The sequence below is a fragment of the Streptomyces sp. NPDC102514 genome, assembly GCF_055584525.1.
The window spans coordinates 23,885-48,399 of record NZ_JBVJLW010000034.1 but is presented as its reverse complement, the minus strand read 5'-3'; the positions used below and the strand labels follow the sequence as shown (position 1 = coordinate 48,399).

The window sequence follows — 24,515 nt, the reverse complement described above, 5'->3', positions numbered from 1 at the left end:
CGCTGTCTTGCGTTTCCGACTCTATCAGACCGTTTCCGGTTCCGATTTCCTCGGTGCTTTCCAGGTTTTCGCTTTCGCGTTTCCCTTTCCGGCGAGTCCGACTCTACCAGACCCTTTCAGGCCCGATTCCCAGTCGGTGGGATTTGCCTTTTGGCCTTGCGGCCTTTCGACATTCACTACGTTAGCCGATCCCCTCGGCAACTCATAATCGAGTTCCGCGAGTTCGAATTCAGGCATGCGGACATGCTGAACGGACCCTCGCTGAGAGGAAGTCGTAGGTAGTGGGTTGGCCACTTCCGGCTGCTGGCTGAACGCAGTACCCGGGTCAAGCGGCTCGGGCTACGTTACGTATCACCCAAGGGCGAGTCAAGTTCGGCGGCGGCGAGGGGTGTGGGCCCGATAGGGGCTCACCGTCGGGTCGTTGGTGATCCAGTAGCGCCACGGGTGGACGCCTCCGTCGCCGGACACTCCGGTGCGCGGACCGTTGAGTACCTGGTCGGAGGTCACCGGGGTGCCGTGCAGGAGGCTCAGCGGTGAACTCTGCGAGGCGCATGCGTCCGTACCGTCGAGGGACCGGTCGACCCCCAGGGCCGTGGCCAGACGGGCCGGCCCTTTGGCCAGTTCTCGGTCGTGTCGGGCCGAAAGTCGACGTTTGCGCGCCAGTTCAACGCCTTCGGTGACCTCTCCCGCGCGGAGCAGGACCGCGCTCGCCCTGCCCTCCGGGCCACAGACCAGGTTCATGCAGTGCCACATGCCGTACGTGAAGTAGACGTACACGTACCCGGGCGGACCGAACATCACCGCGTTGCGGGCCGTGGGGCCGCGGAAGGCGTGGGAGCCGGGGTCGTTCGGGCCGTCGTAGGCCTCGACCTCCGTGATGCGCAGCTCGATCGGGTCGGCCGAACCGTCCGGGTCCGTACGTACGAGTACGCGCCCCAGGAGGTCGGGGGCGACCTCAAGTACAGGTCGGTCGAAGAACTCCCGGGCGAGGGGCGTACGGTCAGGGGCCGCGATCATGGCTTACGAGCGTACTTCACACGTCCGAGTGCGTGCGGGGTGGTCAGGGAGCGCCCGTCTTGCCAGGGTGAAGGCGCGGAACCGGACCCGGCTGGATCGCGTATGTATGGATCAAGGATCCGATCCGGACCGAACAACTACGGGGCGTTGCCCGAAAGAGGAGAAGACGATGGGGTTCAAGCGGCTGCTTGCGAGCCTGGGTGCCGGTGGGGCTTCGGTCGAGACGGAGCTCACCGAGGTCAACGTCGTTCCCGGTGGTGTCGTCCAGGGTGAGGTGCGGATCCAGGGCGGATCCGTGAACCAGGCGATCGAGGGTCTGTCGGTCGGGCTGCAGGCCAAGGTCGAGGTCGAGGGCCACGACGACCAGGAGTACAAGCAGAACATCGAGTTCACGAAGCTCTCGCTCGGCGGTGCCTTCGAGCTCCAGGCCAACGGCGTGCACGCGGTGCCGTTCGGTCTGGAGATCCCGTGGGAGACACCGATCACGAACATCGCCGGTCAGTCGCTGCGCGGGATGAACATCGGTGTGACCACGGAACTGGCCATCGCGCGCGCGGTGGACTCCGGTGACCTGGACCCGATCAACGTGCACCCGCTGCCGGCGCAGCAGGCGCTGCTGGACGCCTTCATCCAGCTGGGCTTCCGCTTCAAGAGCGCGGACCTGGAGAAGGGGCACATCCGGGGTACGCGCCAGAAGCTGCCGTTCTACCAGGAGATCGAGTTCTTCCCGCCGCAGCAGTACCGCGGGCTGAACCAGGTCGAGCTGACCTTCGTCGCGGACGACCGCGAGATGGACGTCGTCCTGGAGATGGACAAGAAGCCGGGTCTGTTCAGCGAGGGCAGCGACTCCTTCCGTTCCTTCCAGGTCGGACTCAACGACTTCCAGGGCACGGACTGGGCCGCGTACCTCAACCAGTGGCTGTCCGAGGTGGGCAGCCGCCGCAACTGGTTCTAGGACTTCCGGACCTGGCCGGTCCTAAGCTCGGGGCCAGACTTTTTCCGGAGCAGGAACCGATCAGGAGGTGCCGAGGTGACGGAGTCCACGAGGCCGCCGCTTCCCCACGACTTCCATCCCGTCGTGCCGTCCTTCACTGTCACGAGTGAGGACGTCGAGGCGGGTGGGACGTTGAAGGACGCTCAGGTCCACGCGGCCGGCAACACCTCGCCGCAGGTTCGCTGGGAGGGCTTCCCGGCGGGGACCAAGAGTTTCGCCGTGACGTGTTTCGACCCGGACGCCCCCACCGGGAGCGGTTTCTGGCACTGGGTCGTGTTCGACATTCCGGTCTCGGTGACGGAATTGCCGGCGGGCGCGGGCACGGGGAAGTTCGAGGGACTGCCCGAGGGGTCGGTCCAGGTGCGCAACGACTACGGGTCGAAGGACTTCGGGGGTGCCGCGCCTCCGGCGGGTGATCCGGCGCATCGGTACGTGTTCACCGTGTACGCGGTGGACCAGGAGAAACTCGGTCCGGACTCTGACGTCTCGCCAGCCGTGGTGGGCTTCAATCTCCGGTTCCACACGCTGGCGAGGGCGCAGCTCGTCGCCGAGTACGCGGCTCCCGCGGAGAGCTGACCTTTCACTGAGTGTTTGCCCGCCCCTGGTCTTGGAATTGATCAGGGGCGGGCATTTTTATTGCGTTGTCCATCTCGGCGTGCCCGGCCAGAGTTGATCCACGCCCGCCAGGTGGTGGGCCGGTGCACATGGGAGGTGGGCTGGATGCGGGACACGCTGGTGCTGAACGCGAGCTTCGAGCCGCTGTCGACGGTGACGTTGAACCGAGCCGTCGTTCTGGTGCTGCAGGACAAGGCAGTCGTCGAGCAGGCCCACCCCGAACTGCGTATGCGCGGAGCCGCGCTGGACATACCCGCGCCCCGGGTGATCAGGCTCTGCCGTTATGTACGGGTGCCGTTCCGAAGACAAGCACCGTGGTCGCGGCGGGGTGTGCTGGTGCGTGACCGGCACAAGTGCGCGTACTGCGGGCGGCGGGCGACCACGGTGGATCACGTGGTGCCGCGGGCTCAGGGGGGCCAGGACTCGTGGCTGAACACGGTGGCGTCCTGCGCCGAGGACAACCACCGCAAGGCTGCTCGGACGCCTGATCAGGCGGGGATGCCGTTGTTGCGGCGGCCGTTCGAGCCGACGCCGGCTGATGCGATGTTGCTGGCGCTGGGGCGGGATGATCTCGAAGCTCTGCCGGAGTGGCTTGCGCAGCCGGCGTGATGCGGGGGCTTGCGGGGCATTGACGGGTGCGGGCGCGTCGTGGCCGGCCGCGCAGTTCCCCGCGCCCCTGGGGATCTCAGCCTCTCCGGCGTTTGAGGAGCGGGGGTTCGGGGGCGGAGCCCCTGAGACACGGACGGGAACGGGTAGGGGCGGCGGGGGCGAGAACTCCGCCCCCGCCGCCCCTGCCCAAGGTGAGGTCAGTCCACTGACGGCTTTTCCCGGCGTTCCGTGCCGCCACCACCCTGGTTCCCGCCGCCCATGGGCCCGAAGTTGCCCATCGCGCCGCTGAGCCCCTTGAGGGCGTCACCGATCTCGCTGGGAACGATCCAGAGCTTGTTCGCGTCGCCCTCGGCGATCTTCGGCAGCATCTGGAGGTACTGGTAGGCCAGCAGCTTCTGGTCCGCGTCACCGGCGTGGATGGACTCGAAGACCGTACGGATCGCCTGCGCCTCACCCTCGGCGCGCAGCGCGGCGGCGCGGGCCTCACCCTCGGCGCGGAGGATCGCCGACTGCTTCTCACCCTCGGCGGTGAGGATCTGCGACTGGCGGATACCTTCCGCGGTGAGGATCGCCGCGCGCTTGTCACGGTCGGCGCGCATCTGCTTCTCCATCGAGTCCTGGATGGAGGTGGGCGGCTCGATCGCCTTGAGCTCGACGCGGTTGACGCGGATGCCCCACTTGCCGGTGGCCTCGTCGAGGACTCCGCGCAGGGCCGCGTTGATCTCCTCGCGGGAGGTCAGGGTCCGCTCCAGGTCCATGCCGCCGATGATGTTGCGGAGCGTGGTGACGGTGAGCTGCTCGATCGCCTGGATGTAACTGGCGACCTCGTAGGTCGCGGCGCGGGCGTCGGTCACCTGGTAGTAGATGACGGTGTCGATGTTCACGACCAGGTTGTCCTGGGTGATCACCGGCTGGGGCGGGAACGGCACGACCTGCTCGCGGAGGTCGATGCGGTTGCGGATCGAGTCGATGAACGGGACGACGATGTTGAGGCCCGCGTTCAGAGTCCGCGTGTAGCGGCCGAAGCGCTCGACGATGGCCGCGCTGGCCTGGGGAATGACTTGGATGGTCTTGATCAACGCGATGAAGACCAACACCACCAGAATGATCAGGACGATGATGATCGGTTCCATCGTGGCTCCCCGTACCCTTCTCCGCCTCGGTGCTTCCGGAAAATCTCGTGACTGCCGTGAAACGCGTGACTGCCGAAGATCTCGTAACTGTCGAAGATCTTGCTGGACGAGTGTGTCAGACCACAACTCGCCACGTGCGACGTTCCGTTCACTGGACGCCCTGGGAGGTCACACGACGATCGCCGTGGCTCCCTCGATCTCCACCACATCCACCTCTCGGCCCACCTCGTAGATGAGTGAGGCGTCGAGTGAGCGTGCGGACCAGATCTCGCCCGCGAGCTTGATGCGGCCTCCCGAACCGTCCACCCTCTCCAGGACGACGGCCTGTTTGCCCTTCAACGCGTCGATTCCCGTGGCCAGTTGGGGCCGTTGGGAGCGATGCCGGGCCGCCACGGGCCGTACCACCGCGATGAGCGCGACCGAGACGGCCGCGAAGACGACGACCTGGAGGACGACACCGCCTCCGAGCCCCGCGGTCACGGCGCCCGCGACGGCGCCGACGGCGAGCATTCCGAATTCCGGCATGGCGGTCACGACCAACGGGATTCCGAGCCCGGCCGCGCCGATCAGCCACCACACCCATGCGTCGATGTCGTTCACATGGTCATGGTAGGTCCGCAGGTCCCGTCCCCGACAGGGCGCACTTCCGGTTGGGGCAGGTGTTCCGGGTCGTCAGGACAGGTTGGCCGGGACGGGTGGGTCCGAACCGGTCGGTCAGGACAGCGGGAGGCCGTGGGCGGTCCAGCGGTCGCCGGCCTGGCTGACGACGAGCGGGAGGCCGAAGCACAACGAGAGGTTGCGGGAGGTGAGTTCCAGTTCCAGGGGTCCGGCCGCGAGCACCTTGCCCTGGCGGATCATCAGGACGTGGGTGAAGCCCGGGGCGATCTCCTCCACATGGTGCGTGACCATGATCATGGAGGGGGCGATCGGGTCGCGGGCCAGGCGGCCGAGACGGCGTACGAGGTCCTCGCGGCCGCCGAGGTCGAGACCGGCGGCGGGCTCGTCGAGGAGCAGCAGCTCCGGGTCGGTCATCAGCGCGCGGGCGATGAGGGTGCGCTTGCGCTCGCCCTCGGAGAGGGTGCCGAACCTGCGGTCCACGAACTCGGTCATGCCGAGGCGGTCGAGGAAGGCGCGGGCGCGCTGCTCGTCGATGTCCTCGTAGTCCTCGTGCCAGCCGGCCGTCATGCCGTACGCGGCGGTCAGCACCGTCTGCAGGACGGTCTGGCGCTTGGGAAGCTTCTCGGCCATGGCGATGCCGGCCACGCCGATGCGCGGGCGCAGCTCGAAGACGTCGACCTTGCCGAGGGTCTCACCGAGGATGGTGGCGGTGCCCTGGCTGGGGAAGAGGTAGCTGGAGGCGAGGTTGAGGAGGGTCGTCTTCCCGGCGCCGTTGGGTCCGAGGATGACCCAGCGCTCGCCTTCCTTGACCGACCAGGAGACCTGGTCCACCAGAGCCCGGCCCTCTCGGACCACGGATACGTCCTCAAGCTCCAGAACATCGCTCATGAGCGCGCTGTCTCCCATTGCAGTCTCGGCCGTCGCTGACGTCTGTGGACGCAGCCCCCAGGGAAAACCTACGCCACCGGTCGACCCGTCCAATCCATCGGCCGGTCCTTAAGCGGTTCCTTAAAGTGGGAGGCATGCTTTCGGAACCACGTTCAGGACGGTTGGCAGCATGGGGAAACGCACTGTTGGCCGGATTTGTCTCACCGGATGACGCGGTCGTCGCCATCGTCGGGGAGGACGCCGTGCACCGGGTCGCGGGGCTGCCGGGCGAGACGGGGCCCGTCGGGCTCTCGCTCGCGCTGGGACGGCTGCGCACGCTCGGGGCGACGGGTCTGCGGGTCGCGCTGCCCGCGCCCGGGCATCCGCTCGGGCTGAGCGGCCCGCCGGATTTCAACGCGCGCGCCCTGGAGGCCGAGGAGGCCGTCGTCTGCCACGGGGTCGCTCTCGGCCTCGTACCCGAGGTGTACGAGGCCGGGCCCGACGGCGATGTGCATGTGGAGGTCGTCTGGCACTGTCTGCCGGTGCGCGAGGCGCCGCCCGCCGATGTGCCGTCCCTCGGGGAGGCGGAGCGGGAGCTCGCGGAGGCGTTGCGTGACGCGACGGAGGTGCTGTCGCGGCTCGATGTGGCGGGCTCGGGTCCGGTGGCCGAGGCGGCGATCGACGCGTACCGGGCGCGGGCCGAGCGGGACGGCGAGGTGCTCGCTCCCGGCTATCCGTCCAGGGCGGTGCGGGTGTTGGCGCTGTCCCGGCGTGTCGGGCTGCTGGTCTCGGTGGCGTACGGCAACGGGCCCGGCGGGGCCGTGAGCGCGTCGGAGATGGCCGCGCGCTCCGACGCGCTGCGCCCGGTCGAGCGGACGGCCAGGCGGGCTCAGGTGGCGGCGTACAACGCGTTCGTGGAGGAGCGGGAGCGCGGGGTGCGCTGAGGACCGCGGCAGTCACCCGGGGCCGCTGCCGGCGCGGCGGTCGCCGAGGGCCCCGGGGCAAAGACGAGGGCCCCGCGGACCGTGTGGTCCGCGGGGCCCTCGTCCGGGCAGGACGTCAGTCGTTGACGGCCTCGTTGCCGAAGGTCGGGTTCAGGAGCCCGATCACGTTGATGCTGTCACCGACGACGTTGACGGGGACGTGGATCGGGGCCTGGACGGCGTTGCCCGAGGCGACGCCCGGGGACTTCACGGCAGCGCCGTCGGCATCCGAGTCGGCGACAGCGGCACCGGCCGAGGCACCCGCTGCGATACCGACGACGGTGACGGCCAGGGCGGCCTTCTTGGCGATGTTCATGAAAAGCGTTCCTCCTGCGATTGCGTATCCGGCCCTGCCGAGGGCCGTAGCCTGAGCAACGCCCGAGGGGCCCGGACGGCACGGCGGAGGAGCGCGTTCAGCCCGTTCGGGCCAGTGGTCCGACGAGCCGAAAAACGGACCGGCCCCCCAGGCGGACCTGGGGGGCCGGTGGTCGTTCGACCGGGGGCGTACGTCAGCCGTTGAAGCCGTCGTTGCCGAACGCCGGGTTCAGGATGCCGATGACGTTCACGGTGTTGCCGACCGCGTTCACGGGGATGGCGACGGGGACCTGGACGAGGTTGCCCGAGGCGACACCCGGCGAGCCCACGGCCTGGCCGGCCGCGTGCGCACCGTCGGTGGCGGAGGCGAGACCGGCACCGGCGGCAACGAGGCCACCGGCCACCATCGTGACGGCGGCGGCCTTCTTCAGGTTCTTCACTTCTGAGCCCTCTTCCTTGTGAACCACTGCGGCAGATCGCCGCAGCACGCACTGAAGAACGGCGGAGATCGCAGAAGGATGCGCCATCCGGGGGACATTCCCACGACGGTATGAATCTCAGTCCGGAGGGAGACCCTCCGTATTGCCGTCCCGGAGGCGGGCCGTTGCACGGATCAGCAGGTCATCAGCCCGTCACACCGTGACGTACGGCCCACAGCGCGGCCTGGGTACGGTCGGAGAGGTCGAGTTTCATCAGGATGTTCGAGACGTGCGTCTTGACGGTCTTCTCGGAGAGGACGAGGGCGCGGGCTATCTCGCGGTTGGAGCGGCCGTCGGCGATCAGGCCGAGCACCTCGCGCTCCCGCTCCGTGAGCGAACCGCCTCTGCCCTGGCCGTAGTTGGTGCCCTCCTGGGACAGCAGTGCGCCGGCCACCTCGGGCTGGAGCAGGATGTGTCCGGCGTGGACCGAGCGGATGGCTCCGGCGAGCGCGTCCGGGTCCACGTCCTTGTAGACGTAGCCGGCGGCGCCCGCGCGCAGGGCCGGGATGACCGTGCGCTGCTCGGTGAAGCTGGTGACGATGAGCACGCGCGCGGGGTTGTCCAGTTCGCGGAGTCTGCGCAGGGCCTCCACACCGTCCATGCCCGGCATCTTGAGGTCCATGAGGACGACGTCGGGCTTCAACTCCTCGGCGCGGGCCACTCCTTCAGCGCCGTCGGAGGCCTCCCCCACGACCTCGATGTCGTCCTGCACCTCCAGGAAGGTGCGCAGTCCCCGGCGGACGACCTGGTGGTCGTCGACGAGCAGCACCTTGATTGCGTCAGCCACCAGGGACCTCCATCTCGATCGTGGTGCCCTTGCCGGGCGCCGATTCGACGGTGAGTTCGCCGCCGACGCCGTTGGTCCGGTCGCGCATGGAGACCAGGCCGAGGTGGCGGCCCGCGCGGCGGGTCGCCCTGGGTTCGAAGCCGCTGCCGTCGTCCGTGACGCGCAGGACGGCGCCCGGGCCGCGCTTCTCCACGGTGACGTCGACGCGGGCCGCGCCCGAGTGCCGCAGCGCGTTGTGCAGCGCCTCCTGGGCGACCCGGAGCATGGCCTCCTCCTGGGCCGCGGGCAGCGCGCGGACGCCGCAGCTGTCGAAGGTCACGCGCGCGGAGTGGGCCCGGTCGAGGACCTGGATCTGGGTACGCAACGTGGCGACCAGGCCGTCCTCGTCGAGTGCGGCGGGGCGCAACTCGACGACGGCGGCGCGCAGTTCGTCGGCGGCCTCGGCGGCGAGGGCGGCCACCTGCTGGAGTTCGCCCTTGGCGCGGTCCGGGTCGCGGTCCACCAGGGCGGCGGCGGCCTGGGCGGTCAGGCGCAGGGAGAACAGCTTCTGGCTGACGGCGTCGTGCAGTTCGTGGGCGAGCCGGGAGCGCTCCTCGGCGATGGTCAGCTCGCGGCTGCGCTCGTACAGGCGGGCGTTCGTGAGGGCGATCGCCGCGTGCTGGGCGAGGATCCCGAGCAGTTCCTCGTCTTCCTCGGTGAAGCCGCAGCCGCCTTCCGGCTCGGGGCTCGGGGGGTGTGGGGGTTTTCCCTCCACAGGACGCAGCTTGTTGGCGAGGAAGAGGGCGCCGATGACCTCGTCGCCGTCACGGATGGGCAGGCCCAGGAAGTCGGACATGTCGGGGTGGGCGGCGGGCCAGCCCTCGAAGCGCGGGTCCTTGCGGACGTCGGCGAGGCGCTCCGGGCGGGCCTCGTGCAGCATCGCGGCGAGGATGCCGTGCTGGCGCGGGAGCGGGCCGATGGCCTTCCACCGGTCGTCGCTGACCCCGTCGACGACGAACTGGGCGAAGCCCCCGTGGTCGTCGGGCACCCCGAGGGCCGCGTACTGCGCGTCGAGCAGTTCGCGGGCGGAGGCGACGATCGTCTTGAGGACGTCGCGCACCTCCAGGTGCCTGCTCATGGCCAGCAGCGCGGTGCTCACCGCGAGCAGGCCCGACCGGGGTCCATGACTCATGACCTCACGGTACCGGCGGGGTGTGACAGCGCGTATCCGCCCTGTGGCGGCCCCGCCCCGGTCCGCTGGACCTAGGGCGAAGGGCCCCCGCGCACTGCGGCCCGCGCATGAGGCGGCGAGGGTCCTCGGGTTCCTACGTTGAGGGCAGCCGCCCGGAGCGGCGGTCTAGGACGAGGGGACGGATCATGCCGGTAGCGATCATCACGGGGGCTTCCAAGGGGCTGGGGCGCGCGCTCGCCGAGGCGCTGGCGGAGCGCGGCTGGGATCTGGTGCTCGACGCCAGAACGGCACGGCCCCTCCAGGAGACGGCCGTGGCCGTCCTCAGTAAGTACGGAGCACAGGTACGGGCACTGCCCGGGGACGTCACGGACAGCGCGCACCGCACCCATCTGGTGACGGCGGCCCGGGAGCTCGGCGGTGTCGATCTCCTGGTGAACAACGCGAGCGCGCTGGGCGCCGAACCGCTCGTACGGCTCGAATCGCTGGCCCTGGACGGGCTCCGGCGGGCGCTGGAGGTCAATGTGGTCGCGGCGCTCGGGCTGGTCCAGGAGGCGCTGCCGCTGCTGCGGGAGTCACCGACGGGCGCGGTGATCGACGTCAGCTCGGACGCGGCGGCGGAGGCGTACGGGACCTGGGGCGGTTACGGAGCCTCGAAGGCGGCGCTCGACCAGCTCTCCGCGGTGCTCGGGAAGGAGGAGCCCGGTCTGCGGGTCTGGGCGGTCGACCCGGGTGACATGGGCACGGACCTGTACGCGGCGGCCGTTCCGGACGACGACGATCCGCGGCCCGACCCGGCGAGTGTCGTGCCGGCCGTCCTGAGGCTGCTCGACGAACGTCCGGGGAGCGGGCGCTACGGGGCACCCGCCCTGCTGGAGCAGCGATGACGACCGCCATGGGGGTGCCTCCGCTCGACGGCGGCCGGGCGGGGAGGTGGACGCTCCCGGAGGAGCTGTCGGCCCGGGTGCCGGCCGAACAGCGGGGTGCCGGGCTCGACCGCGACGCCGTCCGTCTGCTCGTCTCGCACGGGACCCGGGTGTCGCACCACGCGTTCGTGGAGCTGCCGGGCCGGCTGCGGGCCGGGGACCTGCTCGTCGTCAACACGTCCGTGACACTGGCGGCGGCGGTGGACGGGAGAGTGGGGCACGCGCGCGTGGTGGTGCATTTCTCCACCCGGGGCGACGACGGGCGCTGGGCGGTGGAGCTGCGCGAGCCCGACGGAAGGGGCACCACGCGCGCACGCGGGGGCGGGCCCGCGGGGACGGAGGTGCGGCTGCCGGGGAACGTACGGCTGGTCCTGGAGGAGCCGCTTGCCGACCGGAGTGCACGGCTGTGGTGGGGGCGGGTCTCCGACGCCGACGTGCCGGGGCTGCTGCGGCGGCACGGGAGGCCCATCCGCTACTCCTACACGGACCGGGACCAGCCGCTGTCCGCGTACCAGACCGTGTTCGCGCTGCCGTCCGCCGACGGGACGGGGAGCGCGGAGATGCCGAGCGCGGCACGGCCCTTCACCGCGCGGCTGGTGGCGGAGCTGGTGAGCCGGGGTGTGCAGTTCGCGCCCGTCACCCTGCACACGGGGGTCGCCTCGGCCGAGGCGCACGAGCCGCCGTACCCGGAGCGCTTCACGGTGCCGGAGACCTCGGCGCGGCTGATCAACGTGGCGAAGGCCGGTGACGGCAGGGTGATCGGGGTCGGCACCACGGCCGTGCGCGCCGTGGAGTCGGCGGCAGGACCCGACGGGGTGGTGCGTGCCGCGCGGGGCTGGACCGGCCTGGTGGTGACCCCGGAGCGCGGGGTGCGGGTCGTCGACGGGCTGCTCACCGGGCTGCACGAGCCGCAGGCCTCGCATCTGCTGATGCTGGAGGCGGTCGCGGGCAGGGAGGCCGTCGACCGCGGGTACCAGGAGGCGCTGCGCGGGCGCTACCTGTGGCACGAGTTCGGCGACGTGCACCTCATCCTCCCGGCGGACCTCCCGGACACCCTCTCGACGGAGAACCCTCACACAGAGGATTGCCACAGCAACTGCCAGTGAGTCCGAGCGGCGTCCGGTGTGAGCCCGCACATAGGGCGCACATCACGTACGAAGGGGCATAGGAGACAACCGGACTCCTGGTGAGCGGGGCAGACGTATTGGTCTGTCCCGATTTGCCCTTCGGGGGTCCACTACCCGAGGTCGTACGTCACACCTTTGCCATCGAAAATTCGGGCCGCTAACAATGGCTCCCGTCGCTCGATGCCGGAGGTGCTCACCCACGGCGTCAGATCCGGAAACACTCTTTGTCCCCATCGGATCGAGAGCGGCCTCCGCGCTATTCGAAGAGGTCCTCCAGCCATGCCCAAGCAGCACAGCATTCCTGGTCGCATCCCCGCCATGACCAAGGTCCACAAGCTCTCGTTCGCCGGGGTCGCCACGCTCGGCGCCGCCGCCCTCGCGTTCTCCCTTGCTCCCGCCGACACGAAGGCGAGCGCCGACTCGGTCTCCGCCGCTCCCGCCGCGTTCTCGTCGCAGGAGCTGAAGGTCAAGACCGTCGGCCTCAGCGGCCAGCTGGCCGACGCCCAGGCCGCCGCCGCGAAGAAGAAGACGGCCGACGCCGCCGCCGCGAAGAAGGCCGCAGAGGCCGCCGCGGCGAAGAAGGCCGCCGACGCCCGCAAGGCCAAGGAGGCCGCAAGCCGGTCCGCCCAGCGTGCCGCGGTCAAGCCGGTCGCCGCGAAGACCTACGCGAACAACCTGGACGGCTGGATACGCCAGTCGCTGGACATCATGAAGAAGCACGGCATCCCGGGTACGTACGACGGTCTGCACCGCAACATCATCCGGGAGTCCTCGGGCAACCCGAACGCGATCAACGGCTGGGACATCAACGCCATCAACGGCGTCCCCTCCATCGGTCTGCTGCAGGTCATCAAGCCGACCTTCGACGCGTACCACGTCGCCGGCACCGTCCACAGCCAGTACAACCCGGTCGCCAACATCACCGCCGCCGCCAACTACGCGGCGGACCGGTACGGCTCGATCGACAACGTCAACAGCGCGTACTGAGGTCTGCGCGGACCTCTGCCCGTACGCCGGAAAGGGCGGCACCCCCACCGGGGTGCCGCCCTTCGCGCGTGCCGCTCGCGGCGTACTACTTGCGCATGACCTCCGGCTCGTGGCGGCGCAGGAAGCGGGCCACCATGAAGGCACAGACCGCGGCGAGGGCGAACAGCGCCGTCATGTCGAGGATCCAGGTCAGCGCCGTGTGATCCCACAGGGGATCGGTCTCGGCCGTGTTGTGCGGGTTGATCTTGTTGAAGTCGAGCGTGGCCCCGGAGGCACCGACCGCCCAGCGCGACGGCATCAGATACGAGATCTGGTTGACGCCCACAGCGCCGTTCAACGGGAACAGGCAGCCCGTGAACACGACCTGGATGATCGCGAACATCACCAGCAGCGGCATGGTCTTCTCGGCGGTCTTCACCAGCGAGGAGATGACCAGACCGAACATCATCGACGTGAAGCCGAGCGCCATGATCGGCAGGGAGAGTTCCAGCGCGACCGCGCCGCCGAGGATCAGTCCCTTGTCGGGGATCGTCCGGCTCATGAAGCCGATCGCGCCGACCAGAGCGCCCTGGAACATGGTGATGACACCGAGGACGATCACCTTGGACATCAGATACGCGGAGCGCGACAGGCCGGTCGCCCGCTCGCGCTCGTAGATGACCCGTTCCTTGATCAGCTCACGGACCGAGTTCGCGGCGCCCGCGAAACAGGCACCCACCGCGAGGATCAGCAGCACCGTCGCGGCCGTGCTGTTCGGGATGGGCAGGCCGTTGGGCTGCAGCTTCGTGTTCACCAGCAGCGTCTTGTCCGGCTCGATGAGCAGGCTGACCGCGCCGAGGACCGCCGGCAGGATCACCGTCAGGGCCAGGAAGCCCTTGTCGGACGCGATGACCGAGACGTACCGCCGGACCAGTGTGCCGAGCTGGGAGACCCAGCCCTGGGGCTTCGGCGGGCGCATCGCCTGCGGCGGCGGCATGGCTACGGACTGCGGGGCGACCGCGTCGATGTCCGCGGCGTACATCTGGTAGTGCTGCGAGCCCTTCCAGCGGCCCGCCCAGTCGTAGTCGCGGTAGTTCTCGAAGGCGGAGAAGACATCGGCCCAGGTGTCGTAGCCGAAGAAGTTCAGTGCCTCCTCGGGCGGACCGAAATAGGCCACCGATCCGCCGGGCGCCATGACCAGAAGTTTGTCGCAGATGGCGAGTTCCGCCACGGAGTGCGTGACGACGAGGACCGTGCGGCCGTCGTCGGCGAGGCCGCGCAGCAGCTGCATGACATCGCGGTCCATGCCCGGGTCGAGGCCGGAGGTCGGCTCGTCCAGGAAGATCAGCGACGGCTTGGTCAGCAGCTCCAGGGCCACCGAGACGCGCTTGCGCTGGCCACCGGAGAGGGAGGTGACCTTCTTCTCCTTGTGGATGTCGAGCTTGAGTTCGCGCAGCACCTCGTCGATCCGGGAGTCGCGCTCCTGGGTCGTGGTGTCCGCGGGGAAGCGCAGCTTGGCCGCGTACTTGAGGGCCTTCTTGACGGTCAGTTCCTTGTGCAGGATGTCGTCCTGCGGGACCAGACCGATGCGCTGACGCAGCTCGGCGAACTGCTTGTAGAGGTTTCGGTTGTCGTAGAGGACGTCACCCTCGTTGGCGGGGCGGTAGCCCGTGAGCGCCTTGAGGAGCGTCGACTTGCCGGAGCCCGAGGGTCCGATGACCGCGATGAGCGACTTCTCCGGCACGCCGAAGGAGACGTCCTTGAGGATCTGCTTGCCGCCGTCGACCGTGACGGTCAGGTGGCGGGCCGAGAAGGAGACCTCACCGGTGTCGACGAACTCTTCGAGGCGGTCGCCCACCAGGCGGAACGTCGAGTGGCCGACGCCGACGATGTCGTTCGCGCCGAGCAGCGCGGAGCCGCCCTTGGCGATCGGCATACCGTTGACGAACGTGCCGTTGTGCGAGCCGAGGTCACGGATCTCGTAACGCCCGTCGGGCGTCGCGTGGAACTCGGCGTGGTGCCGCGAGACCTGCAGGTCGGACACGACCAGCTCGTTCTCCAGCGCACGGCCGATTCGCATCACGCGGCCCAGCGACATCTGGTGGAACGTGGTCGGGCTGCGGTCACCGTAGACCGGCGGCGCCCCCGCGGCGCCGCCGGAGCCCTGCTGCTGCGGGATGTGCCCGCCCTGCTGCGACTGCTGCCAGCTCTGCTCGGGCGCCTGCGGCGTCTGCTGGGCCCAGCCGGCCGCCGGGGCGCCCTGAGCGGCGTACGGCTGCTGCTGGGGCTGTGCCTGCGGTGCCGCGGCCGCGGCGCCCGTCAGGCTCAGGCGTGGCCCGTCGGTCGCGTTGCCGAGGTGCACGGCCGAGCCGGGGCCGATCTCCATCTGATGGATCCGCTGCCCCTGCACGAATGTGCCGTTGGTGCTGCCGTGGTCCTCGATGACCCAACTGCGGCCGCCCCAACTGATCGTGGCGTGACGCCAGGACACCCTGGCGTCCTCGAGCACGATGTCCCCCTGCGGATCGCGTCCGAGGGTGTATGGCCTGGACGCTTCGAGCGTCCAGGTCCGTCCGTTCAATTCCAGTACGAGTTCCGGCACTCCATGCCCCACTGTGTTGTCCCCCGATGTACCCCCAACACAGGGAGTCTAGGGATGTCGAACATCGTGGGGAACTATTTCAGTAGGAGGCCCCTGACCGAAAGTCGGGCCTCTCGAAGACCGAGTACGGGCGTCTTGTCCGTTTCCGTTGACGGGGTTGAAACCGGACCGGAGAGTGGTAATCCCACGCGAGGGGGACACCGCGGCGGAGGTGTCGCGGGTGCGGAGTCGGGGGGCTGATGATGAGCGACGGGTCCGTGGGACAGGGCAGGCGCGTGCCGGTGGGCGATGTGCTGCTGTCCTCGATCGCCGCCGTGAGCTGGGCGTTGATCGGCATGGCGGGCGTGGCCGCGCTGGGGCTGCATCTGCTCGGCGCCGGCGAGACGGCCTCGCTCGGGCCGATGACCGCGGCGCTCGTGGCGCTCGGGGCGGGCGGTTCGGTGACGCCCTCGGGCGATATGTCGGCGTTCGGGCTGGAAGGTGCCCAGGCCGACACCGCCCTCCAGATCACGCCACTCGGGGTGAGCCTGGTGGGGGCGCTGCTGCTGTCCTGGTTCTTCCTGCGCTCCCTGCGCGGGGCGGGCGCGGTGATCGCGCCCGCCGAACTGCTGGCGCGGGCGGGCACGGTGGCCGCCCTCTTCGTGGCACTGCTGGGGGGTCTCGCCTGGGCGGGACACGACATCATCACGATCGACGGCGGTGCGCTCGGGCTCGACAAGCTGCCGGGCGGCGGGGTCCCCGACGACGTGGAGGTGCCCGGGCTCGGCAACATCGGCGGTCTGCTGCCGGACCGGCTCGGGGACCTCGCCGACGCGAACGCCAAGGTGGGCTTCACCGTCGACACCGTGCCGACGCTCCTCGGCGGCCTCGGCTGGGTGCTCGGCATCCTGCTGATCGCGCTGCTGGCCTCGCGCAGGACCCCGCTGCCGGGCGGCTGGACGGCGGTGCACCGCGTGGTGCGTCCGGCGGTGTCCGCGCTCGTCACGGTCCTGCTGGTGGCGGTCCTCGCGGGCTTCGCGGCGGCGTCGTACGCGGCGATCGGCGACGACAACCCGAAACGGATCGCCGGCGCCGCCCTGCTCGGGGCGCCCAACGGCGTGTGGCTCGGCATCCCGATCGGGCTCTTCGTGCCGTGGGACGGGACAGCCACGGGGCCGTTCCTGCAGTTCCTGCCGGATCCCATGGACGACCTCCTGAAGTTCTCCGACAAGCCCGTGACCCTGGCCAGGCTGGCCGAACTGGACGGCCGGGTCTGGCTGCTGGGCATCGCGGCGGCCCTGATGATGCTGTTCGCGGGCGTCCTGACCGCGGCGCGCACCCCGTTCGTACGGGAGCGGGGCGTCCTCGGTTTCGCGGCGCGCTGCGCACTGCGGCTGGCGATCGTGACCGCGCTGGTGCTGCCGTTGCTGGTCTGGCTGACGGAGGTGTCCGTGAACGCCTCGCTGTCCGTGCTCGGCATAGACGCGTTCGACTCCGGGATCGAGTTGCGCGGGCAGCTCGGCATGGCGCTGCTGCTCGGCGCGCTGTGGGGCGCGGTCGCGGGAGCGGTGGGCGCGCTGCTCGCGTGCGCGTCGGGTGCGGCCGGCCGGCAGGCGGCGCCGCCGGCACGGGGTGACGCGGACGCGACCGCGCCGGAGGCCGTCGCCTCGTACGCGGAGGCGGCCGGGCAGGCGGCGGGGCAGCCGGCCGGGGAGGCCGGTCCGTACCGTCCCGGGACGCCGTTCCGGCCGACAAACCCGGAGACGAACCCCTATCTGCGGATCCCCGACGAATTACGGGAGTCAGGGCCCGGACGGCGCTCCGGCCCCCAGTCCCCCGGCGGCTCCCGGCCGCCCGGCGCACAGCCCCGCGAGCCGGGCACACAGCAACGGCCTCCCGGCGGGCAGCCGCAGCCCCCTGGTGGCCGGCCACGGCCTCCAGGCGGGCAATCAGGGCCCGGCGGACAGCCTCCGAGCGGCGGCGGGCAGCCACCGGGCTCGCGTCCGCCGGACGACGTGCCGGACGACGTGTACGGGGCGCAGACGATGATCGGCCCCTTCCCGCCGACGCCCCGACCGGGGTCTCCGCGGCCCGGAGCCCGGCGCCGGCCCCGCTCGTCGCAGGACGGGCCGCCTCCCCCGCCGGACGAGCTGCCTCCCCCGCCGCCGCCCCGCAGGCCGGGCGGGCGCCGCTGACCGGAGAGCGTGCGCGGGGCCGACACGGCCCGTGAAGGCCGGGGACACCCGGACGACATGTACTGTTCCCTGTCCGTCAGGCGGACCTCGGGGGCATTCGGCACGGAGTGCCGGATACGGTGTAAGCACCATGAGCGCATCACAGACCCCTGATGTTCCCACTGATGTCCCCACTCTCCTCGTCAAGATCTTCGGCAAGGACCGCCCCGGTATCACCGCCGGGCTCTTCGACACCCTCGCCGCCTACTCGGTCGACGTGGTCGACATCGAGCAGGTCGTCACCCGTGGCCGGATCGTGCTGTGCGCGCTCGTGACGCATCCGCCGGCCGGCCTGGAGGGCGATCTGCGCGCCACCGTGCACAGCTGGGCGGACTCGATGCGGCTGCAGACCGAGATCATCTCCGGTCACGGCGACAACCGGCCCCGCGGGCACGGCAGGTCGCTGGTGACCGTTCTCGGACATCCGCTCACCGCGGAGTCGACGGCCGCCATCGCCGCCCGGATCACCGGGGCCGGCGGCAACATCGACCGTATCTTCCGGCTGGCCAAGTACCCCGTGACCGCGGTCGAGTTCGCGGTGTCCGGTACGGAGCCGGAGGCACTGCGGACCGCGCTGGTGACCGAGGCCGCCGCACTCGGCGTCGACATCGCGGTGGTCGCGGCCGGGCTGCACCGGCGGGCCCAGCGCCTGGTCGTCATGGACGTGGACTCCACGCTCATCCAGGACGAGGTCATCGAACTGTTCGCGGCGCACGCCGGCTGCGAGGCCGAGGTCGCCGAGGTGACGGCCGCCGCGATGCGCGGCGAGCTGGACTTCGAGCAGTCCCTGCACGCGCGCGTGCAGCTGCTCAAGGGGCTCGACGGCTCCGTGGTGGACAAGGTGCGCAGCGAGGTGCGGCTGACACCGGGGGCGCGCACGCTGATCCGTACGCTGAAGCGGCTCGGCTTCCAGGTCGGTGTCGTCTCCGGCGGCTTCACGCAGGTGACGGACGATCTGCGGGAACGGCTCGGGCTGGACTTCGCCCAGGCCAACACGCTGGAGATCGTCGACGGGAAGCTGACGGGCCGGGTCATCGGCGAGATCGTGGACCGGGCGGGCAAGGCACGACTGCTGCGCCGGTTCGCCGCGGAGGCGGGCGTTCCGATCTCGCAGACGGTGGCGATCGGTGACGGGGCCAACGACCTGGACATGCTCAACGCGGCCGGTCTCGGAGTCGCCTTCAACGCCAAGCCGGTGGTGCGCCAGGCCGCGCACACCGCGGTGAACTTCCCCTTCCTGGACACGGTCCTCTACCTGCTGGGCGTGACGCGCGAAGAGGTCGAGGCGGCGGACATGCACGTCGACTGACAGCCCTCGGGTGCGCGCTCCCGCGAGCACCCGGGGTCTCCCGCGACAGGGACGGGGCCCGGCACCACGATGGTGCCGGGCCCCGTCCGCGCTCACGGTCCGTTCACTCGGACGGGTCCCAGTAGTCGAGCAGGGTGGCCGCGCCGGGCTCCAGGCTCTTCCACGACCCGGTGAAGGAGAGCACGGCGAACGCGGCGGGGTGGAACTCGCGGCTCACCCCTTCCTGCGCGTCGGCCTCGGACCGGCCCGCCAGGATGTCGGCGAGGCCCTGCACTCCGGGGTTGTGCCCGATCAGGAGGGCGTTCTGCGCGTCGTCCGGGGTCTCGTTCAGTACGGCGATCAGCTCGCCCGGGGAGGCTTCGTAGAGCCGCTCCTCGTAGACCGTTTTCGGCCGGTGCGGCAGTTCCTGGACGGCGAGCTTCCAGGTCTCGCGGGTCCGGGTCGCGGTGGAGCAGAGGGCCAGATCGAAGGGGATGCCGGTGTCGGCCAGCTTGCGTCCGGCGACGGCGGCGTCCTTGCGGCCCCGCTCGGCCAGCGGACGCTCGTGGTCGGGCACCTCGGGCCAGTCGGCCTTCGCATGCCGGAAAAGGACAATCCTGCGGGGTTCTGCGACGCTCATGGGTCCCAGCTTCGCATGAAACACGCCACGGGGCGCAGGGAGTTGATGCGCTGCCCCACCACGGGGCACGGGGAGCTCAGGAGCCCCTGGCGCGGCACGATCTCACGAGCCGGGGTGCGGGCGGCTCACGAGCCCTGGTGCAGCACCAGTTGCTGGATCCGCTCGAAGAGGCTGCCGACCGCCGGGTCCGTGCCCGCCGCGTGGGCGTCCGCCGGGTTCAGTATCAGCAGCAGGAGCGCCGCGAAGGCGAGGGCGGGGAGCAGCAGCGCCCACCAGGGCAGTCGCGTCTCGACGCCGCGCCCGGTCGCCGGGTGGGGCGGGGTGTGCGTTGGGGCCGACATGCCGCCTCCGTGGGGCTTCGAGTGGTCCGTGGTCCGCGTCGTCGCGGTCACATCTCGAAGGTACGGACTCGGGAACCCTCAACCCATCCGGTGATCCACCCACTTGACCCTGACACTCACCCCCTAGGGGACGGGGGGATAACCCCACCCTTCGCTCCCGGGAGGGCTCGGCGGAGCGCGATCAGGGCGGGGCGGTCAGGGTGAGGCGATGGACGCGATGACGCCGATGACCACGAAGATGAGGAGGAACGCGCCGAAGACGAGAAGCATCTTCTTCTGGCCGTTCTTGGGGTTCGGATCGAGCACGGGCATGGGCCCAGTCTCGCACTCTTCGCCCGGATCCTCACGGGTGGGGTCGGTGTCCGAGGGCGGTCGTCGCGCGGCCCGGAGCGGGCGATCACCTTGCGGTCCGGAAGCGGCGCTCGTCGCGCGGCCCGGAGGGAGCGGTCGCCGCACGGCCCGGAAGGAGCGATCACCGCGCGGTCCGGGAGCGGTGGTCACCGCGCGGCCTCGTCCTCCACCGTGCGGTCGCGGCCCGCCAGGACGCCCACCACGATCTGCGGGACCATCAGGCCCGCCATGAGCGCGATCGGCAGCCCCCAGCCGCCGCTGTGCTGGTAGAGAACGCCCACCAGCAGCGGGCCGGGGATCGAGATGAGGTAGCCGGTGCTCTGCGCGAAGGCCGACAGCTGCACGACTCCCGCGCCGGTCCTGGCCCGCATGCCGACCATGGTGAGGGCCAGCGGGAACGCGCAGTTGGCGATGCCGAGCAGCAGGGCCCACGCCCAGGCGCCGGCGGCCGGGGCGAGATAGAGCCCCGCGTAGCCGGCGAACCCGCAGAGGCCGAGGGCGACGACGATGGGCCCCTGGTGGGGCAGCCGGGTGGCCAGCCGCGGGATGACGAAGGCCAGGGGCACGCCCATCACCATCGTGACCGCGAGCAGCAGCCCTGCGGTGCCCGCCGGGACGCCGGCGTCCCGGAAGATCTGCGCCATCCAGCCCATCGTGATGTACGCGGCGGTGGCCTGGAGTCCGAAGAAGACGGCGAGCGCCCAGGCGGTACGGCTGCGGGTGATCCGCAGCGGGGCGGCCTCCTGACGCGCTCCGGAGGCCGTGCTCGGGGCCGTGACCGGGGCGGCGCCCCCAGGAGCCGCATCGGCGGACAGGGGCGTGCCCTTGGCCCGTACGAGAGGGATCCAGGGCAGGACGGCGACAGCCGCGAGGGAGGCCCAGACGGCGAGGCCCGTCTGCCAGTTGCCTCCCAGGGCCCGGGTCATGGGCACGGTGACGGCGGCCGCGGCGGCGGTGCCGAGGGCGAGGGCCATGGAGTAGAGGCCGGTCATGGTGCCGACCCGGTCCGGGAACCAGCGCTTGACGATCACCGGCATGAGGACGTTGCTGACGGCGATGCCCATGAGGGCGAGGGCGCTGGCGACCAGGAAGCCCGCGGTGCCCCCGACGAAGGGCCGCAGCACCAGACCCGTACCGATCGCCAGCATGCCCGCGCAGACCACGGCGGCGAGTCCGAAGCGACGGGCGAGGCGCGGTGCCATGACGCCGAAGACGGCGAAACAGAGCGGCGGTACGGAGGTGAGGAGCCCGGCGACGCTGCCGCTCATGCCGAGGCCGTCGCGCACCTCTTCCAGGAGGGCGCCCAGGCTGGTGATGGCGGGGCGCAGGTTGAGGGCCGTCAGGACGATGCCGGCGATCACCAGACGCGTCATCCACGCGCGCGTGGGGGGCGTGTGCACATCCACGTCCTGTGCGGAGCTGCGTATCGGTGTCTGTGTCGGTATCGATGGGGACACGGTCGTCCTGGTTTCCTCGCCTGTCATGAACCCCATCATAGAATCATGGGATGATTGGTTGTCCAACCCCCTGGCGCGAAGGACCGTCATGCCCCTGAGCCACCCTCGTCGTTCGGCCCTGTCCGAGCAGGTCATCGCCGCGTTGCGGAACGAGATCACCTCGGGAGAGTGGCCGGTGGGCTCCCGCATCCCCACCGAGCCCGAGCTGGTCGAGCAGCTGGGAGTGGCCCGCAACACGGTCCGGGAGGCCGTGCGGGCCCTCGCGCACAACGGTCTGCTCGACATCCGGCAGGGCTCGGGCACGTACGTGCTGGCGACCAGCGAGCTGGCCGGTGTGATGCACCGCCGCTTCGCGGACGCCGACCCGCGGCACATCGCCGAGCTGCGCTCCACGCTGGAGTCGAGCGCGGCGAGGCTGGCCGCCGAGCGCCGTACCGAGCGCGATCTCAAACAGCTGGACGCGCTGCTCGTACGCAGGGAGGAGGCCTGGGAGTCGGGCGACACGGAGGCCTTCGTGACCGCCGACACGACCTTCCACCTGGCCGTGGTCGCCGCATCCCACAACGACGTCATGACGGCGATGTACGCGGACCTGGGCGAGGTCGTGCGTGACTGGCTGCGCGAGGACGTCGGTGAGGAGCTGACGCCCGAGACGCACATGGACCACACACGCCTGGTGGACGCGATCCGCGCGGGCGACGCGCAGACGGCGGCCTCGGAGGCGGCCGGCTATCCGTTCCTCCTGTGCCGCCCGGGGCGGCCCGGGCCCGCGGGCCCTGCGGGACAGGCGGGGAACGTCACTTCTCGTGGCTGACCCACGCCGAGCGGACTTCCTTCCAGCAGCGGCCGGTCAGCCGGACGTTCTGCGCGGGGCCCGCCTCGACCCTCGCCCCGTCGGCGTCGATGTCCCACCACCGGTCGCACTCGATGTGCAGACCGACGTGGTCGGACTCCGGATAGGGGTTGTGGCAGTCCGCCGTCACATGTGAACCGTCGACGACGGTCCGGCAGGCCGCTCCGAAGGGCCGTTTCTCGGCGGGCACGCGCGCGTGGGGCGTCGTTCCCGCGCCGTGCGCGGTGTGTGCGCCGTGCGCGGAGTGCGAGGCGGCGTCGGAAGGCGCCGCGAGCAGCAGGGTCAGAGCGGCGAACAGCGCGGCGGGGGCCGCCGCGAAAGCGTTCCTGGGGAGCCGATGCGTGCATCGGGCCTGGGACAGGCGCACAAAGGGACCTCCTCGGCCGGGCTCTGGAGGGCATCTCGGGAGGAGAACTCCTGCTTCGGAGAACTCCTCCTCCAGAGTGGGCCGTTACCCCTCACGGCCGCCCGGCCGGTGGGGCCGAACGGGTGACGCCCCGCTCCCCGCGCACTGCGGGGAACGGGGCGCCGACCGTGGAAGCACCTGTGCGGCGGCGACTACGCGCCGATCGCGTGCAGCCCGCCGTCGACGTGGATGATCTCGCCGGTGGTCTTCGGGAACCAGTCGCTGAGCAGGGCGACGACACCGCGGCCGGCCGGCTCGGGGTCCTTGAGGTCCCACTCCAGGGGCGCGCGGTCGTCCCAGACGGCGGCCAGCTCGCCGAAGCCCGGGATGGACTTGGCGGCCATCGAACCGATCGGACCGGCCGAGATGAGGTTGGAGCGCACGTTCTGCTTGCCCAGGTCGCGGGCGAGGTAGCGGTTGGTGGCCTCCAGGGCGGCCTTGGCCGGGCCCATCCAGTCGTACTGCGGCCACGCGTACTGGGCGTCGAAGGTGAGGCCGACGACCGAGCCGCCGCCGTTCTGCATCAGCGGCAGGCAGGCCATGGTCAGCGACTTCAGGGAGAAGGCGGAGACGTGCATGGCCGTGGCGACCGACTCGAACGGCGTGTTCAGGAAGTTGCCGCCGAGGGCGTCCTGCGGGGCGAAGCCGATGGAGTGCACGACGCCGTCGAGGCTGCCCAGCTCCGCGCCCACGACCTCGGCGAGCCGCCCGAGGTGCTCGTCGTTGGTCACGTCGAGCTCGATGACCTTGGTGGGCTTGGGAAGCTTCCGTGCGATGCGCTCGGTCAGCGTGGGCCGCGGGAACGCGGTCAGGATGATCTCGGCACCCTGCTCCTGGGCCAGCTTCGCGGTGTGGAAGGCGATGGACGACTCCATCAGCACACCGGTGATCAGGACCCGCTTGCCCTCAAGAATTCCACTCATGGTGATCAGTGACCCATTCCCAGTCCGCCGTCTACGGGGATGACGGCTCCAGTGATGTACGAGGCCTCTTCCGAGGCGAGGAACCGCACCGTTGCGGCGATCTCCTCGGGCTGCGCGTACCGGCCGAGCGGCACCTGCTTCACGATGGCCTCGCGCTGCTCGTCGGTGAGCGCCTTCGTCATGTCGGTGTCGACGAAACCGGGCGCGACGACGTTGAAGGTGAGGTTGCGCGAGCCCAGCTCACGGGCGAGCGAGCGCGCGAACCCGACCAGGCCGGCCTTCGAGGCCGCGTAGTTCGCCTGGCCGGCCGAGCCGAGGAGGCCGACCACCGAGGAGATGAGGACGACACGGCCCTTCCTCGCGCGCAGCATGCCGCGGTTGGCGCGCTTCACGACCCGGAAGGTGCCCGTCAGGTTGGTGTCCAGGACGGACGTGAAGTCCTCCTCGGACATCCGCATCAGCAACTGGTCCTTGGTGACACCGGCGTTGGCGACGAGGACCTCGACCGGGCCGTGCGCGGCCTCGATCTCCTTGTAGGCCTGCTCCACCTGCTCGGTGTCGGTGATGTCGCACTTGACCGCGAGGCAGCCCAGTTCGGTGAGGGCGGCCGGGGGCTCGCCCGAACGGTATGTGATCGCGACGTTGTCGCCCGCGTCGGCGAACGTGCGGGCGATGGCGAGGCCGATGCCCCGGTTTCCTCCGGTGACGAGAACCGAGCGGCTCAACGGATCACCCTTTCGATAGCCGGTCTGGTACCTCGAAAACCTATCGGTACGGTCGGCCCCGCGGAGAATCGGGCACCGACAGTGGCTCGGGGGACTCGCTGTCGGGTCCCTA

Annotated in this window: 26 protein-coding genes; 10 read left to right on the top strand and 16 right to left on the bottom strand. The window is 70.5% G+C overall.

What is annotated here, in order from left to right; translation table 11 throughout:
- Positions 1–366: 366 nt before the first annotated feature.
- Positions 367–1,017 carry a DNA-3-methyladenine glycosylase gene (locus ACZ60E_RS43930; RefSeq protein WP_384814933.1) on the bottom strand — a complete coding sequence of 217 codons (651 nt, stop codon included), beginning with the start codon at positions 1,015–1,017 and terminating at the stop codon, positions 367–369.
- A gap of 169 nt (positions 1,018–1,186) precedes the next feature.
- Here ACZ60E_RS43930 and ACZ60E_RS43925 point away from each other — a divergent pair, with 169 nt between their 5' ends.
- The 3 genes from ACZ60E_RS43925 (at position 1,187) to ACZ60E_RS43915 (ending at position 3,235) form a co-directional block, all read left to right on the top strand.
- Positions 1,187–1,972, top strand: a complete 786-nt coding sequence (locus ACZ60E_RS43925; RefSeq protein ID WP_384814936.1) for a sporulation protein — start codon at positions 1,187–1,189, stop codon at positions 1,970–1,972.
- A gap of 75 nt (positions 1,973–2,047) precedes the next feature.
- Positions 2,048–2,587 carry a YbhB/YbcL family Raf kinase inhibitor-like protein gene (locus ACZ60E_RS43920; RefSeq protein WP_469447985.1) on the top strand — a complete coding sequence of 180 codons (540 nt, stop codon included), beginning with the start codon at positions 2,048–2,050 and terminating at the stop codon, positions 2,585–2,587.
- Between the two features lie 144 nt (positions 2,588–2,731).
- Positions 2,732–3,235 (top strand): HNH endonuclease, encoded by a 504-nt coding sequence (locus ACZ60E_RS43915; RefSeq protein WP_107017795.1) that lies wholly within the window; start codon positions 2,732–2,734, stop codon positions 3,233–3,235.
- Positions 3,236–3,432: 197 nt separating this feature from the next.
- On the opposite strand, the gene ACZ60E_RS43910 is transcribed toward ACZ60E_RS43915, so the two are convergent.
- From ACZ60E_RS43910 to ACZ60E_RS43900, 3 genes are all read right to left on the bottom strand, one after another.
- On the bottom strand, positions 3,433–4,368 hold the full coding sequence (locus tag ACZ60E_RS43910; protein ID WP_107017794.1) for an SPFH domain-containing protein: 936 nt from the start codon (positions 4,366–4,368) through the stop codon (positions 3,433–3,435).
- Between the two features lie 168 nt (positions 4,369–4,536).
- Positions 4,537–4,968 (bottom strand): NfeD family protein, encoded by a 432-nt coding sequence (locus ACZ60E_RS43905; RefSeq protein ID WP_384814939.1) that lies wholly within the window; start codon positions 4,966–4,968, stop codon positions 4,537–4,539.
- Positions 4,969–5,082: 114 nt separating this feature from the next.
- Positions 5,083–5,874: an ABC transporter ATP-binding protein gene (locus ACZ60E_RS43900; protein WP_384814942.1), complete on the bottom strand. Its 792-nt coding sequence runs from the start codon at positions 5,872–5,874 to the stop codon at positions 5,083–5,085.
- Positions 5,875–6,008: 134 nt separating this feature from the next.
- On the opposite strand from ACZ60E_RS43900, the gene ACZ60E_RS43895 reads away from it, so the two are divergent.
- Positions 6,009–6,797: a hypothetical protein gene (locus ACZ60E_RS43895; RefSeq protein WP_469447984.1), complete on the top strand. Its 789-nt coding sequence runs from the start codon at positions 6,009–6,011 to the stop codon at positions 6,795–6,797.
- 115 nt (positions 6,798–6,912) lie between these two features.
- Here ACZ60E_RS43895 and ACZ60E_RS43890 read toward each other — a convergent pair whose 3' ends face one another.
- From ACZ60E_RS43890 to ACZ60E_RS43875, 4 genes are all read right to left on the bottom strand, one after another.
- The gene (locus ACZ60E_RS43890; RefSeq protein ID WP_107017791.1) at positions 6,913–7,152 is read right to left on the bottom strand and encodes a chaplin; all 240 of its coding nucleotides are present in this window, start codon (positions 7,150–7,152) and stop codon (positions 6,913–6,915) included.
- A gap of 193 nt (positions 7,153–7,345) precedes the next feature.
- Positions 7,346–7,591: a chaplin ChpE gene (chpE, locus tag ACZ60E_RS43885; protein WP_384814948.1), complete on the bottom strand. Its 246-nt coding sequence runs from the start codon at positions 7,589–7,591 to the stop codon at positions 7,346–7,348.
- A gap of 184 nt (positions 7,592–7,775) precedes the next feature.
- On the bottom strand, positions 7,776–8,417 hold the full coding sequence (locus tag ACZ60E_RS43880) for a response regulator (RefSeq protein ID WP_107017789.1): 642 nt from the start codon (positions 8,415–8,417) through the stop codon (positions 7,776–7,778).
- A complete protein-coding gene (locus ACZ60E_RS43875; RefSeq protein WP_469447983.1) occupies positions 8,410–9,588 on the bottom strand; it encodes a GAF domain-containing sensor histidine kinase in 1,179 nt (392 codons plus the stop codon). The genes ACZ60E_RS43880 and ACZ60E_RS43875 overlap by 8 nt, the downstream gene beginning before the upstream one ends.
- 185 nt (positions 9,589–9,773) lie before the next feature.
- Between ACZ60E_RS43875 and ACZ60E_RS43870 the strand changes: the two genes are divergently transcribed.
- The 3 genes from ACZ60E_RS43870 (at position 9,774) to ACZ60E_RS43860 (ending at position 12,625) form a co-directional block, all read left to right on the top strand.
- Positions 9,774–10,472 (top strand): SDR family NAD(P)-dependent oxidoreductase, encoded by a 699-nt coding sequence (locus ACZ60E_RS43870; protein WP_469447982.1) that lies wholly within the window; start codon positions 9,774–9,776, stop codon positions 10,470–10,472.
- Positions 10,469–11,617: an S-adenosylmethionine:tRNA ribosyltransferase-isomerase gene (locus tag ACZ60E_RS43865; protein WP_469447981.1), complete on the top strand. Its 1,149-nt coding sequence runs from the start codon at positions 10,469–10,471 to the stop codon at positions 11,615–11,617. The genes ACZ60E_RS43870 and ACZ60E_RS43865 overlap by 4 nt, the downstream gene beginning before the upstream one ends.
- Before the next feature lie 300 nt (positions 11,618–11,917).
- Positions 11,918–12,625, top strand: a complete 708-nt coding sequence (locus ACZ60E_RS43860; protein ID WP_469447980.1) for a transglycosylase SLT domain-containing protein — start codon at positions 11,918–11,920, stop codon at positions 12,623–12,625.
- Between the two features lie 85 nt (positions 12,626–12,710).
- Here ACZ60E_RS43860 and ACZ60E_RS43855 read toward each other — a convergent pair whose 3' ends face one another.
- Positions 12,711–15,206 (bottom strand): ABC transporter ATP-binding protein/permease, encoded by a 2,496-nt coding sequence (locus tag ACZ60E_RS43855; protein ID WP_469447979.1) that lies wholly within the window; start codon positions 15,204–15,206, stop codon positions 12,711–12,713.
- 242 nt (positions 15,207–15,448) lie between these two features.
- On the opposite strand from ACZ60E_RS43855, the gene ACZ60E_RS43850 reads away from it, so the two are divergent.
- Positions 15,449–17,380 (top strand): streptophobe family protein, encoded by a 1,932-nt coding sequence (locus ACZ60E_RS43850; RefSeq protein ID WP_469447978.1) that lies wholly within the window; start codon positions 15,449–15,451, stop codon positions 17,378–17,380.
- Positions 17,381–17,510: 130 nt separating this feature from the next.
- Positions 17,511–18,728 carry a phosphoserine phosphatase SerB gene (gene serB / locus ACZ60E_RS43845; protein WP_469447977.1) on the top strand — a complete coding sequence of 406 codons (1,218 nt, stop codon included), beginning with the start codon at positions 17,511–17,513 and terminating at the stop codon, positions 18,726–18,728.
- Between the two features lie 103 nt (positions 18,729–18,831).
- Here serB and ACZ60E_RS43840 read toward each other — a convergent pair whose 3' ends face one another.
- The 4 genes from ACZ60E_RS43840 to ACZ60E_RS43825 all read right to left on the bottom strand — a co-directional run bounded on the left by ACZ60E_RS43840 (position 18,832) and on the right by ACZ60E_RS43825 (position 21,535).
- Complete coding sequence (locus ACZ60E_RS43840) at positions 18,832–19,347, bottom strand: SixA phosphatase family protein (protein ID WP_469447976.1); 516 nt, start codon at positions 19,345–19,347, stop codon at positions 18,832–18,834.
- A 125-nt stretch (positions 19,348–19,472) separates the two neighbouring features.
- Positions 19,473–19,688, bottom strand: a complete 216-nt coding sequence (locus ACZ60E_RS43835) for a hypothetical protein (RefSeq protein WP_384814972.1) — start codon at positions 19,686–19,688, stop codon at positions 19,473–19,475.
- 195 nt (positions 19,689–19,883) lie between these two features.
- Positions 19,884–20,000 carry an SGM_5486 family transporter-associated protein gene (locus tag ACZ60E_RS43830; RefSeq protein ID WP_107017780.1) on the bottom strand — a complete coding sequence of 39 codons (117 nt, stop codon included), beginning with the start codon at positions 19,998–20,000 and terminating at the stop codon, positions 19,884–19,886.
- Between the two features lie 185 nt (positions 20,001–20,185).
- On the bottom strand, positions 20,186–21,535 hold the full coding sequence (locus ACZ60E_RS43825) for a CynX/NimT family MFS transporter (protein ID WP_469447975.1): 1,350 nt from the start codon (positions 21,533–21,535) through the stop codon (positions 20,186–20,188).
- Between the two features lie 49 nt (positions 21,536–21,584).
- On the opposite strand from ACZ60E_RS43825, the gene ACZ60E_RS43820 reads away from it, so the two are divergent.
- A complete protein-coding gene (locus tag ACZ60E_RS43820) occupies positions 21,585–22,310 on the top strand; it encodes a FadR/GntR family transcriptional regulator (protein ID WP_469447974.1) in 726 nt (241 codons plus the stop codon).
- On the opposite strand, the gene ACZ60E_RS43815 is transcribed toward ACZ60E_RS43820, so the two are convergent.
- From ACZ60E_RS43815 to fabG, 3 genes are all read right to left on the bottom strand, one after another.
- Positions 22,294–22,647, bottom strand: a complete 354-nt coding sequence (locus tag ACZ60E_RS43815; protein ID WP_469447987.1) for a hypothetical protein — start codon at positions 22,645–22,647, stop codon at positions 22,294–22,296. The two genes, ACZ60E_RS43820 and ACZ60E_RS43815, sit on opposite strands and share 17 nt — an antisense overlap.
- A 260-nt stretch (positions 22,648–22,907) precedes the next feature.
- Positions 22,908–23,678, bottom strand: a complete 771-nt coding sequence (fabI, locus tag ACZ60E_RS43810; RefSeq protein WP_384814979.1) for an enoyl-ACP reductase FabI — start codon at positions 23,676–23,678, stop codon at positions 22,908–22,910.
- Positions 23,679–23,683: 5 nt separating this feature from the next.
- Positions 23,684–24,403 (bottom strand): 3-oxoacyl-[acyl-carrier-protein] reductase, encoded by a 720-nt coding sequence (gene fabG / locus ACZ60E_RS43805; RefSeq protein WP_469447973.1) that lies wholly within the window; start codon positions 24,401–24,403, stop codon positions 23,684–23,686.
- Positions 24,404–24,515 lie beyond the last annotated feature (112 nt).

Bases quoted from the DNA above. Each gene is read 5' to 3' on its own strand.
- ACZ60E_RS43825 (WP_469447975.1), bottom strand. From the start codon at position 21,535: ATGATGGGGTTCATGACAGGCGAGGAAACCAGGACGACCGTGTCCCCA.
- ACZ60E_RS43850 (WP_469447978.1), top strand. From the start codon at position 15,449: ATGAGCGACGGGTCCGTGGGACAGGGCAGGCGCGTGCCGGTGGGCGAT.
- ACZ60E_RS43910 (WP_107017794.1), bottom strand. From the start codon at position 4,368: ATGGAACCGATCATCATCGTCCTGATCATTCTGGTGGTGTTGGTCTTC.
- ACZ60E_RS43830 (WP_107017780.1), bottom strand. From the start codon at position 20,000: ATGCCCGTGCTCGATCCGAACCCCAAGAACGGCCAGAAGAAGATGCTT.
- fabI (WP_384814979.1), bottom strand. From the start codon at position 23,678: ATGAGTGGAATTCTTGAGGGCAAGCGGGTCCTGATCACCGGTGTGCTG.
- ACZ60E_RS43840 (WP_469447976.1), bottom strand. From the start codon at position 19,347: ATGAGCGTCGCAGAACCCCGCAGGATTGTCCTTTTCCGGCATGCGAAG.
- ACZ60E_RS43925 (WP_384814936.1), top strand. From the start codon at position 1,187: ATGGGGTTCAAGCGGCTGCTTGCGAGCCTGGGTGCCGGTGGGGCTTCG.
- ACZ60E_RS43930 (WP_384814933.1), bottom strand. From the start codon at position 1,017: ATGATCGCGGCCCCTGACCGTACGCCCCTCGCCCGGGAGTTCTTCGAC.
- ACZ60E_RS43900 (WP_384814942.1), bottom strand. From the start codon at position 5,874: ATGAGCGATGTTCTGGAGCTTGAGGACGTATCCGTGGTCCGAGAGGGC.
- ACZ60E_RS43820 (WP_469447974.1), top strand. From the start codon at position 21,585: ATGCCCCTGAGCCACCCTCGTCGTTCGGCCCTGTCCGAGCAGGTCATC.
- ACZ60E_RS43835 (WP_384814972.1), bottom strand. From the start codon at position 19,688: ATGTCGGCCCCAACGCACACCCCGCCCCACCCGGCGACCGGGCGCGGC.
- ACZ60E_RS43915 (WP_107017795.1), top strand. From the start codon at position 2,732: ATGCGGGACACGCTGGTGCTGAACGCGAGCTTCGAGCCGCTGTCGACG.
- ACZ60E_RS43865 (WP_469447981.1), top strand. From the start codon at position 10,469: ATGACGACCGCCATGGGGGTGCCTCCGCTCGACGGCGGCCGGGCGGGG.
- serB (WP_469447977.1), top strand. From the start codon at position 17,511: ATGAGCGCATCACAGACCCCTGATGTTCCCACTGATGTCCCCACTCTC.
- ACZ60E_RS43875 (WP_469447983.1), bottom strand. From the start codon at position 9,588: ATGAGTCATGGACCCCGGTCGGGCCTGCTCGCGGTGAGCACCGCGCTG.
- ACZ60E_RS43860 (WP_469447980.1), top strand. From the start codon at position 11,918: ATGCCCAAGCAGCACAGCATTCCTGGTCGCATCCCCGCCATGACCAAG.
- ACZ60E_RS43870 (WP_469447982.1), top strand. From the start codon at position 9,774: ATGCCGGTAGCGATCATCACGGGGGCTTCCAAGGGGCTGGGGCGCGCG.
- ACZ60E_RS43895 (WP_469447984.1), top strand. From the start codon at position 6,009: ATGCTTTCGGAACCACGTTCAGGACGGTTGGCAGCATGGGGAAACGCA.
- ACZ60E_RS43890 (WP_107017791.1), bottom strand. From the start codon at position 7,152: ATGAACATCGCCAAGAAGGCCGCCCTGGCCGTCACCGTCGTCGGTATC.